Genomic DNA, 13,171 nt, shown 5'->3' on the forward strand with positions numbered 1-13,171 from the left:
TATACCAGTCAATGTCCTGCATTGCTTCACAACATCAAGTAACTGATTGCAATCGAGTTCGGGCCTGTGTGTGAACCAATCACACAACCGCCCTCAATCACAACCACTTCCTTAAAATGTTTATGCTCTAACAAACGAGCTTGAACCATATCAGTCATTTTCTCCGCAAGCGTTTGAGCGATAATCAAAATGTTTGGACAGATCTGATTCTTCTGACTCATAATTTTCTCTATCGTACCCTCCAAAGCTTTTTCCATTCTGCCACGATATTTTTGTACAGAACGCACCTCCCCATCAAGAATGTTTAAAATTGGGCGCACTCTCAGTACATTAGCAATAAGATGTTGTATACTATTTACGCGACCTCCTTTATGTAGATAATCGAGCCTATCCACCAGTACTTCTATCTTAACCTTCTCTCTCACATTCTCTATATCCGCAGCCACTTCCACAATAGTCCGACCCATTTCAATCGCACGTGCAGCACGAATTACTAACATCGCATAACTTGCTGATAGATGCAGTGAGTCAATGATATGAACACGTCCGGTCGGAAGTTCTCTAGCAGCTATATGGGCATTATGATTGGTAGAAGATACTTTAGATGACATGCTGATATATAAAATATTTTTACCGGCTAGGATCTCTTCATTAAAGACTCGATAAAAATCGGAGGGGGATGGAGCTGCTGTTTTCGGGATGCCCCCTTCTTCCTCGGTGCGACGATATAGCTCAGCTGGAGTTATTTCCAAATTATCTTTATAAGTCTGACGTCCCATTGTAACGTAAAGTGGGACAACACTTATGTTGTATTGTTTAATCCAATCACTCGGTAAATCTGATGTGCTGTCGACTACTAATTTTATAGCATGGTCTACTTTCATAATATTCATCCTTTCACTTTCATCCATATTCCTCTGTTATACTAATAAACCATTACGTAAACGATCATTTTAACCCCACTCTATATAGTGAAATCTAAAATCTCAATTAAAGGATAATCCCACAATAGTGACGTTAACGCGGGCAATAACTAAACCAGTGAAGTTTTCAACAGCTTCCCGAATATTTGACTGCAACTGCCGACCGACTTCTAGCATCATCAAACAATATTGAATAGTTACACGTACGTGAATATCTAAACCTTTATCCGAATTCTTTATCTCAACTCCCTTTTGGGTGCTGCTTCCACCTATCCAATTTGTGATGTTAGTAATCATTCCGTTTGTTGATTCACATAAGATACCACTAGTCTCATTCACTGATTTGAGAATGATTTTCGAAACAATTTGTTCTGAAACAGTAATCTTCCCCAATACATTTTGAATTAGCATGTGCTACCCTACTTTCACTATAATTTCCGAAAATAAGTATCCACTAATCTGCTAAATAAAAATTATACTTATCAAATGATATTGATACATATCAAAAATGAGCATGGATCAACTTTATTTTGAAAGTTGATCGTATGCTTTTTGAGAAAATTTTATAAGCTAAATAAGTTCATACAATGATCTAAAGCTTTTTAAAACCATGATAAAATGTATTTACTAGCAAGTCAGCTGCCGAATTTTTAGCAATATTCCCCTCCGCCACCTGTTGCCAGGTAAGAAATAGCAGTGAATACAAAACATTAACAATCCAATTCTTGTCTACATCTTCACGAAAATGTCCCTTCTGCTGTAGCAAACCGATTGCATTCAGTAAAGGCTCCCTTAAAATTTGGTCCTCTTTCTCGATCTCTTTGTCGCTATTGACGGTAACGTCATGGTTTAGAAAATATATTTTGTCACCTAACGGTATTAACTCCTTAATTAACTCGGGTATATAAGCTTCGTAATTTTCCTCATCCATTTTTATATCTTGCATTGTCTCAGCAACAACTTCAATTGCGCGAAATCCTAAATGGATCATCAGTTGTTCCCTACTCTCAACATAACGATGCAAAGTCGCAATACCAATACCTGCTGATTCGGCAATTTCATGCATTGAAGCACTTGGATTCTCAATCAAACATTTTGTTGCTTCATCCAAAATTGAATTTAAACGCAACTGTTTAATTGAAGTAAGTTCTTTTCTTTTCATAGTTACACCTCTTATTGAGTAATGCTACTTTATTCATAATCGTTCATTGATAATATACATATGGCAAGGTCTCAATCTCTTTTTGTTTATTGTTTTCCTATGGTTGAAGCGTAAACTTAAGTTTTTCTTCAGATCAAAAGTTGAAAATCATACACATTTAAAAGGGATCACGCCTTTGAAACCTCGATTTGCCTAGGATACTAACTTTAAACCAACGATACTTAAAATTATTCCGCCTACAAGAGCCAACTTTTTCACATTTTTAGGCTCTTTGAAAAGATACATCCCTAACAGTACACTCCCCGAGGCACCTATACCTGTCCAGATCCCATACCCAATACTGATTGGGATGTCTTTCAGGGACAACGAGAGAAATATAAAGCTCAGACCAAAGAACAAAGCAAAAGTTAATGTATGTTTTAACTTAGTAAATCCTTCAGATAATTTCAAGAATATAACGCCACCTACTTCAAAAACACCTGCTAAGATTAAGAGAATCCAACTCATATTCTATACACCTGCTTCTTCTTTTGGTTGATTAGAAACTAATTTTAAGCCAATAATACAAAAAATTAATGTAAGGACTAAAAGAATTTTAAGTGCACTTACTTTATCTCCTAAAAATAGCATTCCGACAGTTGCAGTCCCGAAGGAGCCTAATCCTGTAAAAACTGCATAAGCTGTGGATACGGGTAAAATTTTTATTGATTTCGCAAAAAAGTAAAAGCTACCCACCATTAAAATAACGGTAGGAATTACAATCTCAATTTTTGAAAATCCATCAGAAAATGATAAGCCTAAAGCCCAACCTATTTCTAGAACTCCCCCTAAGATAAGAAATAACCATGCCATTTAAATCTCTCCTCTTTGTCTTTAATAGAATTATTGGATAGTGCTGACTCTTCTAATACAAATTACAGCCATAAAATAAAGTTTAATAAATATCTCACATCAGTTCGTCACAATGAAATCAAAATGCTGATCTATAATGCTGGGGTAAATTTTATATTCATTTGTAAACCTTTCTTTTTTCAAAGAAAATGAAATATAATATAATCAAATGATAGTTAATCATATCATTTGATTATATTATATAAACATTACTGTATATTTGCAAATTTAATTATTTTGTAATAAAACAAAGGTTGTTTAGGAGCTGATTTAGAATAAGTCATGTTACTTAAATGAAGTTTTTTTATTTTCGAACCTCGAGCATGGTTGGTGGGCAAATGTTAATGTAATCCCTTTACACACAAGTTCATGGAATGAAAAATAATTGCTATAGCCATAAAAACTGCACTCCTACAATTTCATCGGATAAACGATGGGGGTTCTGATATTTATTCTCAGGGGTGCATTTTGTATTAATCCTCCCAATCAATTTTGTAATTTGGATCAATGGTAGAACCGCTAAACAAACCAATATCAAACCCATTACTGAAATCGAACCCTTTACTTACATCAAATATTTCCAATGTATTCTGTATTGCATTTATACGATCTTTGCGATCTGCTTCTAAATAATATAAAGCATCGGTATAATGATGTTTCTTTAAAAGTTTTGCTAAGTACATTGCGTCCTCTAAGGCAACAGAGCATCCATATCCCGTGTTAGGGTTTATTGTATGTGCAGAATCTCCAATTACTACAACCCGTCCTTTAGACCAACTCGGAATAGGATCAACGCAATAAATTTGTTTAGGGATAATGTTAAATGATTTCTTGATAATCTCTGACAGAGCTCCATGTTCACCATAACGTTGTAATAAATCTGATTTAATTTCATCAAGATTCTTAAATTCGAATTCCTCTTTTGGAATTTTTCTCTCTTGATATCCGGATGATTGCCAAGATAGGTTTAATTCATTAGTTGGGTGGCTTTTAGAAATTAAGAAGTTGGCATTTTCCGTAAAATAAAATAATTCATCTCCACTCATTAGGTTTTGTACTACTTCGTTATCAATATCCTTTGAAGATGCAATTCCATACAACGCCCATGATTTTGCATAATCTAACATATGGTTAGGAAACATTTGGTTCCTTACTGTTGAATGTAAACCATCGGCGCCAACCAACAAACTCCCCATTTCCTGATGACCGTCATCAAAACATGCCGTTACACTCGAAGCGTCCTGTGAGAAACTAGTGAGCTTTTTACTGTAATGTATTTCAACGCCACTAGATTTAGCTTGACTCATCAAAATTTCTATAAGATCTGAACGTTGCATGTAGATGGATCTTTTACTGAAAGTCGAATGCTGCATTAAATTTATCGAGGCAATTTCCGTATTGTCAGTCGTTAAGAGTCTCATTCGATCAGCAGAGTGACTACTCTTTTTGATTTGTTCTTCTATCCCTAATTCTTTCATCACGTGAACACCACTTTTGTTAATGCGGAAACTAGATCCTTCAATTCGCTTGTAGGGATAGTTCTCGTAAACTGCACAATCAATTCCTGCCTTTTTCAAAAAAATTGCTAATGAAAGTCCACTAATTCCAGCGCCAATAATAATGATTTTTTGTCTCATAATCTCTCCCCCTAATATCTCATAATTGTCCTAACATGATCTAACCGGCGAAACGTTTTTGAAGAGATCTACCTTCATCCACAGGATCTCATAAAACACTAAATAAGTTTTGTTCATAAATTTCACAAGTAATTAAACTACAAGTTTGTCTAAATTTTTCGCTTTAAACATCACTTATAGACATCACAACCTTTCAAGTGATATTTTATTATATATTTTGATAGTATTGTATATCAATTTATTCTCGAAATCAAATATACGTACTATTTTAGAAAATTGACTAGGAGTTAGGAAACTTAGGGATAAGGCCTCGGCTAAATTAATTGGACAGAACAAAAGGCCGATTCCTTTTTGAGGATCGGCCTAACAGAGAGATGGGAAAGACTCGAGTTACAACTGAATTAAAAGTTTAATTCAATTCCAATTGACAACATCATAATAGCCCTTTTATTTAATTTTAAACCTTTAGTCGGTGAAATGTTATGTGTTTTAGATTGTAACCCCTTGTTATAAACTTTTTTTCTCTGAATCTTCTTTTGTTGTCTCATTGTATAGTTGCTTCTCGCCAATTAAATGAAGATCCCCAATCAGCTCGTCCCTTAAAGAAGGGTGTCCACTTCGTATCTCAATTATGGAGAAATCGTTTGAATGCAGGCTTTACAGCAAATAAACTTAGCCTTCTATACTCAACATAAACTTGGCTTTTCATTAAATGACCCTTCCTTTTACAAAAGGGTAACTTCCTAATTTATCTTATCAAGACAATCCACATATTGGAACTAACCTACCCGTGAGCTTAATGAAACAGATAATATTCTAATCGAAATTGATTACCATGTTCCCAATCTTTTCAGCAATGGAACTGAGTTCTTGCCTTCAGAAAGCGAATTGTACTTTTAGCTCGCCACATAAGTTCCGTCATGATAAGATTTTGATAACAATCTAATCCGAAATGACACAATGTTCTTGTCCTTTTCGGCAAAGGAACCAAGTTCTTGTCCCTAACAATGACAAATCAGCACTAAGTGCGATATCTGCCCCTTGATCCAAAATCACATTCAGCTTCCTCCCCTTTTCTTTGCTAAAGTGCTTGTTAACGAACTTGTTTTATCTATTTCAAATGGGATTACAGTTCAAGTGGAAGTCTCTCCTAGCGTTGAAGCTGGTCTCTTATTCATAATCCAACCCGTAGTCTGTTAATCGCTCAAAAGAGGCTCACTTCTACACTTAGATATTTATCTAATCGGAAATGGGAACAAGTTCGTGTCCATTTCGGCAATCGGAACAAGTTCGTGTCCTTCAACAGCTAGTTTCATTACGAAATTCCGCTTTTTTAATGCTTAGCAGCCTGTGTTTACCCTCAGAAACGCTGTTGCTTCATCGTGATGTGACAATTGTATAGTTTGTATTTGTCCCAATAAAACTTTACCTGAATACTTAGATATGCACCTAATCGGCAATGGGACGATGTTCTTGTCCATTTCGGTAATCGGTACAAGTTCTTGTCCTTAGCTTGGGACAAGAACTTGTACCGATAAAATAAAAAAGCCGCTAAAATAGCGACTTCAATGGGAATATGTTCTTGTCCCTCGACACAAAAATAGCGTCGACAGGAATCCCGCGACATGTTGTAGTGTCATCGTTTGGATTTTCAAAAGCAGCCGATCAATGTGATCGGCTGCTTACTTAATTCAAGGAACTTGTTACAAGTTTAGATGAACAAACAAACGTTATTTCTGATTGGAGATAATTGCTGCTGCAAAATTGCGTAAATCCTCATCATCAGCGGTTTTAGTGACTACTGCGTAACTCCGATAATTACCATCGGCTACTTTCTTCGACCAATTTATAGACTTTTCACTTCCATTGAGATCCCGATAAAAATAAGCATCGACTCCTTTAATAGAGAGTATTGAGTCCGAGGAAGGTTTACTATCATAAAAAATTGGCATTACTGGTATATTTAATGATGCGTTAACCCTTATTTCTTTTTTCTGCTTGCTATAGAACCAACTCAAAAATTGAGGCTCCGTTCCGCTTGGTCCTATTGTATATTTGTATCTAGTTCCAGTCTGATCATCCGTAGCAAAATTCCATACTTTCTCCTTTGAACTAGTGCTCAAAATATCATTTTGTAGTTCAGCCCGATTAAGACTCCACCCCATCCATTTGGATAGCGGAATATTGATTTCGACTCCACGTTCCAGTAAATAATCATTCATTCGTTCAGGAGAATCGAACTCAAGAGGTTTAACAACCATAGAATAATGAGATCCATTCTGTGGCAAAACTTCACCCTTCTGTTCTTCATCCGCTTTTTTTCCAATAAATACAGTCGCTTGTTCCCCATCTTTCAATGTCTCACGTATATCATCTAATATACTTATCTCCTCTACAGGCGGCGATGGTATATCTGTTGGTGCTATCTGAAATACTGTATCACCTGACTTATTATTAAGTGATAGTACATATTCGAAATAAGCTGCATAACCGGTTCCTCCAACCAGCACAAATACACAGAGCATCACAGCCACGCGAGTAGCCATGTTTTTCCGCACGCTTCTGCTATAGCGAGACCCTTCTCTCTCGTTAAGTAATCGGTTTATCACATTTGTTGTTACTTCACTACTCGAACGTACTGGAGAAGGGATATTGCGATATGCTGCCGAGAGCTCCTCCAAATAATTATCGTTCCGGTGATATAGACGTCCACGATTCTTGCCCATAATCTTCCCCCTCCTCATGCACATAATTGCGTTGTATCTTATATCTCGTTCGCTCGAAACGTTTTCGCACTGTCGCTACCTTGCAGTCGAGGATCACTGAGATCTCTTCAAATGTCAACTCTTCAACGACGCGTAAAAGCATAATCTGTCTCTCTTCCATCGACAATCCTCGCAGCAGTTCATCTACTCTAAATGAGGTATCGTAGTCAGTTGTAACTGCTTCAAGACGGAACAGATGCAACCTGGACATTAAACCTTTACGCTTGCGGATTAAATTTAAGCAATGATTGTAGGCAATCTTATACAACCACGAGGTAAATGAGACCTGTCGAGTATATTTATCTATATTCTTGATTACTTGCAAAAACACATCTTGAACGGCATCTTCTGCTTCCTCCCGATTCCGGATCAAATTGTAGACATAACGATACAAAGGAAGCTGATAGATTTCAATTACATGCCTAAGGGCATTCATGTTCCCAGCTTTAACCCTAATTATCCATTCTTCAATATTTTCAGCATTATTGCGTGTACTGTTTTCCATATGTCCTCCTTTCTTTACTTCTCAAGGCCTTTAATAATTTAAACACTCGAAGTCCTCCATTTGTGACATGCATTAAGATATAATTTTCCAGTTGGCGCGAGCCGGTGATACACTCAATTATTAGATATACATCTAGTCGAAAATTGGGCGATGTTCTTGTCCATTCCGGTAATCGGGACAAGAACTTGTACCGATAAAATAAAAAAGTCGCTAAAATAGCGACTTCAATGGGACCTTGTTCTTGTCCCTCGACATATATCGACTGAATATCTCCTTTATAACCGGGCTGCCTGTTATATAATTGGCATGCCCACTTGTTGTTAGTGTGTGTAAGAATGGTTATAGAAGTATTATCTATATACGTTTTTTGGAAATGTTGCGGCAAAAGATGTTGTAATGACAGCCCAATCAATGCTCCATGACTTATAACTAATATTCTTTTATCAACATGTTCTTTAATCAGTTTTTCGAGAAAAGTTAGACCTCGCTTTGCAACCATTTTGAAATCTTCCATACCAAGATTTTGCTCACGCCAATTTGCTCCCCAACGAGTGATACGCTCTTCCTCGGTGGTGCCTTCAATTAGGCCGCAATTAATCTCTCTAATACGTTCATCATTGAATACGGGTACTCCTAAACATTGCTGAATGATTTCGGCAGTTTGCCTAGCTCTCGTTAGATTACTGGAGAATATAACATCCCATTCTTCGCTTGAAAGTCTTTTTGCCAGTGCAGTTGCTTGCTCTATTCCTTCTTCGTTTAGCGGTATATCAGATATTCCTTGAGCCTTGCTAAGATTATTCCATTCAGTAACCCCATGTCTAATAAGACCTATTGTGGTCGCCATACCTGCCCCGTTAATGATTACAATTTCCCCATCATTGCCCAAACAAATAGTACCACATATTGGAACTATACTGCCCGTTAGTTTAATGAATTGAAGGGCAAGATGACGATTAGTTATGCGTCTAACCGGAAATAGGACCATGTTCTTGTCCCTCGACAGAGGACAAGAACATTGTTCCATTGCCTTCCTCTTCTTATCTTTTTGCGACAACCAAGAGCCGTTAATCAACATTGCACTGATTAACGGCTCTAAAAATTTAATCTTTTCACATATGCTTCAACTGATTTTTGTAATACTTTCTTTTCATCATCCTGGATGCTTCTTCTGATCAGCATCGCAACAGATTGAGGTGTATAAGACTTCATAGTATAAATATTACGTTTGGCGCTTTCATGTTGATATGACGGCTGACGAAAATTGCTAATTGATAGAGTTACTGAAATTAGAAGTCAAAGCTTATAAGCATACCGTTTTCGGTGGTGTAACCTTAAGGGTTAAAATTTGAGATCATATGACGACCGTTATGGAATAGCAGTTAATGGCACAGGTTCTTATCAATAAGTATCAACCGGCTGATAAAGTCACATACAACAAATCCAATGTTCAATGAAGCCACCCTGCCCATTACTTTAATGAATTGACGGGCAGGATATCATAACAATTGGCTAGCTGAATGAATGAATGAATTAATTTAATTTATTTTGAAAAATTTTATTAATAAGAAATAAAACAATATCCCTCCTAAAACCCCAAAAAAAGCATATAAATCAGTAAACATATACGCTATGAAAATAGAAGTTATTAATGTCACAACGGTCCCGGTTTTTATATTAGAAAATTTGTAGACCATAAAACCCAGAAATCCAGAGATTAAAGTCGTAATAAAAGGAATAAAAAGGTACATATTTGCTAACCTCCTAACTTGCACTAAATTTTTACAATGGTATACTCGGTTCATACTAAATTTTGGGAGGTAATAAATTTGATTAAACAGATTCCAGCTTTTAGAACGATATCTTTAGCTCTTATCCTTTTCTTACTTGGTACGCTCGTTTACCCTTCGTCTTATTCCAGCGCCTCTGCTAGCTACTCAGATAAAGATTATCAAAAAATTGCTGAACATATGAGAGAAGATGGTTCTTCACAGGATGATATTAACAGTGTAATCAACAAATTAAAAAAAGGAGAAATACTAGATGCTGATAAACCAAATCCAACTGCTTTAAGAACAACAGATTCGAATAACAACGAAAGTTTAACGGTCACTTCTGAAAATCCAACGATACACCAAAAATTTGAGGATGGTTCATACAAGAAATTAAGTTTAGTGATTGAGCCTTCAGTTACCGTGGCTGCGTCTAATGGACAGTCCATGTATTTTAAGGTTGAAGGAACAAGTGTCTTTGGGACAGCAAGCTTCAATACCTCTGCATTCATAGACACGCACATCGGTAATAGCTATATTACTGGTGTATCCGGCACCTCTATTCATTCCATTATGGGGGTATATTCTGACGAAAAGTTGCTGATTGATAGACTTACTGAAATTAGAAGTCAAAGTATTCCTGCTGAAGCACATTTAACTTATAAGCATACCGCTTTCGGTGGTGTATCAGCTAAAACAAGAACCTTGAGGGTTAAAATCGGAGATCATATTGACGATCGTTATGGAATAGCAGTTACTTTTACTGATGGCACAGGTTCTTATCAATAAATATCAACCGGCTGATAAAGTCACATAAAACAAATCCCAAGTTCAATGAAGCCAACCCTCTCTTATGATATTAACCTTTTTAATGGATGTTCAAAAAAATAATTTAGTAGAACCCTTTTCCGCTTGAGCGAACAAAGGGTTCTACTAAATTATGTGTGATGATTTTGGACTCAGCATTCCTGTGAATCTCCAAGCAATACATAACTTAAATGGCACCGAGTCCTCTTCCCTCTTTAAACATGACTGCCTGCTCCTTCATAAATTCTACAGCTGACAGCTCATTATTCTTCCAGTTGAGATACTCGGTATTCAGGACTGATCTGGTGTATTTGTATTCAAATTCATTTGTGGCCGCCCCAAGTGTTTACCTTTTTTCTTGGCTTCAGCAATACCCTCAGCCTGTGCTTGTTAAATCCATTACGTTCCTCTTCGGCAAGCCAGCTAAGCATCTCACAAGATCCATAATAAGCTGCCCTATCCCTGAAACTCCTAGTACTTTCTCGTATCGAGAATCCTAATGTCGATCACCACAATATGAATTTTTGCAATGATCAGCCATTGCCTCTCTTTTCTACTTTTTATTCCCCCCAACCGTTTGATGAACTTAACAAATTATTTATCACCCTCACGGATGAAACGCTGTACAACCTCACCTTCTCGAATTTCATCTGTATGTTGGCCAGAGCATTTTTAAATATTAGATACTCATAAAATCGGTAATGAGGACGGTTTCTAAAGTCTAAGTAACAAGTGTAAATTTGTCTAGGTCACCATCTAATCGAATTTGACACAATGTTCATATCCTTTTCGGCAACCGAGACAAGAACTTGTACCGATAAAATAAAACAGCCGCTAAAATAGCGACTTTGAATGAAACGTTTTATTGTCCCACGACTATTTACGCAATTTTTTCAACCGGCGTCTTGACTGACGCCAGAGCGTTGTTAATGAATTGTGGAGGCGTAAACACTTAACATCCTTTTATTACTTTTCTCCAACATGAAACACACCAATTACAGTTTTACCATCAACATCAAACAGCGGAATATCAAGACCTCCTGGTGATCTACTGTTCTGTATTGCAATGGCTTCCTCGGGTGATTTTGGTAACTCACCGTCTAAGTCTTTTTTTAGCACATATCCTGAAGTGCCATCCTCACCTATAGCACTGATTAATTCAGGTTCCGTTTCTGGAGAAGTAGCATCTGCGCTTGAACCGTATGTCTGTCCTTTTTTATTTTTAGGATAGTTCATACTCTTAGGGCTAATATGAAAAGAGCCAATTATGGTTTTCCCATAAACATCATACAGTGGGACATCACCAGGTTCACCGAGATAATCTTTTTTCAGTAAGTACCCTTTAATGCCATTTACACTTCCTGCATAGATTAAGTCAGGTAGTATCTCAAAGGAGTTAGACTCTTCAATTGTTCCGAATGTCAGTCCATGTTCATTTTCAGAATAGTCGATAGGCGTTATGTGACTTGGATTAACCGTATTTTTAGCACTTGTATTCTGGGATACCATCAGACCGCCTGAAACACTAATGATAAAAATCGCAAAACCCGATATTAGAGCGCCCTTAGAGTACATTTTCATAACTGTTCACTCCTCATCTTCCATTGTTTCAATACTTTATCGCAATTTATTTTTTGCAATTATATTTTCAGGGTCAATTTTTAAGATGCGGATGTAACAAGCTCTTTCTTTTTCTTTGAAATGGATCAAACTATAAATTTGAGCTAATAGTAACAAAATATCTATATCAATCGGATCTAATGAAGAGGCATGTTCTAATAGTTTGATTGAGGCCTCGTAATTGCCTTGTCTCTCAAGTAACTTACCTTTGAAATAAAGCGCAACAGTATTATTTGGATCAAAACTTAATATTGATTCTAAATAATATGCTGTTAATTCAAATTGATTTTCTTCAAGAAAAATTTTTGCGATTTGTAACCTTACATCGTAATCTTCAGGTTCTGATATTAGGATCTTTTTAAAATCAATAATAGCCTCCTCTTTTTTCCCCATATGCTTTAACACTAATGCTTTGTTATACATTGCATTAGTTGATGAAGGATCTATCTGTAAAGCCCACTGAAATTCGTTGAGCGCTTCTTGATTATTGCCCATTTCATGGAAAATTAATCCTAGGTTAATGTGAGCCTCTTCTTGATTAGTATTAAGCGCTAATGATTTTTGATAGTATTCTATTGCTTTCTTATATTCCTCCTTTTTTTGATAACAAAGGGCAAGATAATACAAAGCATCTTCAGAATTTGAGTTTATCATTACTGCACGTTTACAAAAAATTAGTGCATCTTCAGTATTGCCTAATTGTAAATAGACATAACCTTTATTAAAGTATAATCTTTCCCATGTAGGGAATAGTCTAATTGCCCTGTCGTAAACTTCAATTGCGGCATTATATTCTTTTAACTCTGTAAGACATCTTCCCATGTAATTTAGTGTATCTTGGATATCTATATTATCATTGAGAGCTTTTTTAAAGTAAACTAATGCTTCATCATAATTACCTTCTTCATAGAGCTCTTCCCCTTGTTCAAAAAAAGTCATTTTTCGCATCTCCTTTTTATAATATTGACCCCAACAAATAAGTTGTTGAGATCAAAAATACTAAGATCAAATTGATAATTAATTATCTATACATGTCCAAATCATTCCAACTTCTGTTGTTATCATTTCTAATTTCATTTTGATTTTCTC

Annotated in this window: 12 protein-coding genes; 1 reads left to right on the forward strand and 11 read right to left on the reverse strand. The window is 36.2% G+C overall.

Translation table 11 applies throughout. From position 1 onward, the window contains the following. Positions 1-26: 26 nt before the first annotated feature. From JNUCC31_RS00205 to JNUCC31_RS33895, 9 genes are all read right to left on the reverse strand, one after another. A complete protein-coding gene (locus JNUCC31_RS00205) occupies positions 27-884 on the reverse strand; it encodes a DegV family protein (RefSeq protein ID WP_192267504.1) in 858 nt (285 codons plus the stop codon). A gap of 102 nt (positions 885-986) precedes the next feature. Beyond that, positions 987-1,316, reverse strand: coding sequence for an Asp23/Gls24 family envelope stress response protein (locus JNUCC31_RS00210; protein ID WP_228469380.1), 330 nt, complete (start codon positions 1,314-1,316; stop codon positions 987-989). A 199-nt stretch (positions 1,317-1,515) separates the two neighbouring features. Beyond that, entirely contained in the window at positions 1,516-2,085 is a 570-nt protein-coding gene (locus JNUCC31_RS00215; RefSeq protein ID WP_192267506.1) for a TetR/AcrR family transcriptional regulator, read from the reverse strand. Between the two features lie 192 nt (positions 2,086-2,277). Further along, positions 2,278-2,592: a DMT family transporter gene (locus JNUCC31_RS00220; RefSeq protein ID WP_192267507.1), complete on the reverse strand. Its 315-nt coding sequence runs from the start codon at positions 2,590-2,592 to the stop codon at positions 2,278-2,280. 3 nt (positions 2,593-2,595) lie between these two features. Then, complete coding sequence (locus JNUCC31_RS00225) at positions 2,596-2,937, reverse strand: DMT family transporter (protein ID WP_192267508.1); 342 nt, start codon at positions 2,935-2,937, stop codon at positions 2,596-2,598. A gap of 512 nt (positions 2,938-3,449) precedes the next feature. Then, positions 3,450-4,613 carry an FAD-dependent oxidoreductase gene (locus JNUCC31_RS00230; RefSeq protein WP_192267509.1) on the reverse strand — a complete coding sequence of 388 codons (1,164 nt, stop codon included), beginning with the start codon at positions 4,611-4,613 and terminating at the stop codon, positions 3,450-3,452. Between the two features lie 1,730 nt (positions 4,614-6,343). Continuing rightward, on the reverse strand, positions 6,344-7,339 hold the full coding sequence (locus tag JNUCC31_RS00235) for a hypothetical protein (RefSeq protein WP_192267510.1): 996 nt from the start codon (positions 7,337-7,339) through the stop codon (positions 6,344-6,346). After that, positions 7,299-7,883 (reverse strand): RNA polymerase sigma factor, encoded by a 585-nt coding sequence (locus JNUCC31_RS00240; RefSeq protein WP_192267511.1) that lies wholly within the window; start codon positions 7,881-7,883, stop codon positions 7,299-7,301. The genes JNUCC31_RS00235 and JNUCC31_RS00240 overlap by 41 nt, the downstream gene beginning before the upstream one ends. Further along, positions 7,861-8,772: a histidine phosphatase family protein gene (locus JNUCC31_RS33895; protein WP_323374356.1), complete on the reverse strand. Its 912-nt coding sequence runs from the start codon at positions 8,770-8,772 to the stop codon at positions 7,861-7,863. The genes JNUCC31_RS00240 and JNUCC31_RS33895 overlap by 23 nt, the downstream gene beginning before the upstream one ends. 940 nt (positions 8,773-9,712) lie before the next feature. Here JNUCC31_RS33895 and JNUCC31_RS00250 point away from each other — a divergent pair. Further along, positions 9,713-10,444, forward strand: a complete 732-nt coding sequence (locus tag JNUCC31_RS00250) for a DUF5626 family protein (RefSeq protein WP_192267512.1) — start codon at positions 9,713-9,715, stop codon at positions 10,442-10,444. A gap of 984 nt (positions 10,445-11,428) precedes the next feature. Here JNUCC31_RS00250 and JNUCC31_RS00255 read toward each other — a convergent pair. Further along, on the reverse strand, positions 11,429-12,043 hold the full coding sequence (locus JNUCC31_RS00255) for a hypothetical protein (protein WP_192267513.1): 615 nt from the start codon (positions 12,041-12,043) through the stop codon (positions 11,429-11,431). 36 nt (positions 12,044-12,079) lie between these two features. Continuing rightward, positions 12,080-13,021: a tetratricopeptide repeat protein gene (locus JNUCC31_RS00260; protein ID WP_192267514.1), complete on the reverse strand. Its 942-nt coding sequence runs from the start codon at positions 13,019-13,021 to the stop codon at positions 12,080-12,082. Positions 13,022-13,171 lie beyond the last annotated feature (150 nt).

This window comes from Paenibacillus sp. JNUCC-31, assembly GCF_014844075.1.
Taxonomy (GTDB): Bacteria; Bacillota; Bacilli; order Paenibacillales; family Paenibacillaceae; genus Paenibacillus.

Coding starts and splice junctions, on each gene's coding strand:
- JNUCC31_RS00225 (WP_192267508.1), bottom strand. CDS start 2,937: ATGGCATGGTTATTTCTTATCTTAGGGGGAGTTCTAGAAATAGGTTGG.
- JNUCC31_RS00205 (WP_192267504.1), bottom strand. CDS start 884: ATGAAAGTAGACCATGCTATAAAATTAGTAGTCGACAGCACATCAGAT.
- JNUCC31_RS00260 (WP_192267514.1), bottom strand. CDS start 13,021: ATGACTTTTTTTGAACAAGGGGAAGAGCTCTATGAAGAAGGTAATTAT.
- JNUCC31_RS00235 (WP_192267510.1), bottom strand. CDS start 7,339: ATGGGCAAGAATCGTGGACGTCTATATCACCGGAACGATAATTATTTG.
- JNUCC31_RS00240 (WP_192267511.1), bottom strand. CDS start 7,883: ATGGAAAACAGTACACGCAATAATGCTGAAAATATTGAAGAATGGATA.
- JNUCC31_RS00255 (WP_192267513.1), bottom strand. CDS start 12,043: ATGAAAATGTACTCTAAGGGCGCTCTAATATCGGGTTTTGCGATTTTT.
- JNUCC31_RS00230 (WP_192267509.1), bottom strand. CDS start 4,613: ATGAGACAAAAAATCATTATTATTGGCGCTGGAATTAGTGGACTTTCA.
- JNUCC31_RS00220 (WP_192267507.1), bottom strand. CDS start 2,592: ATGAGTTGGATTCTCTTAATCTTAGCAGGTGTTTTTGAAGTAGGTGGC.
- JNUCC31_RS00215 (WP_192267506.1), bottom strand. CDS start 2,085: ATGAAAAGAAAAGAACTTACTTCAATTAAACAGTTGCGTTTAAATTCA.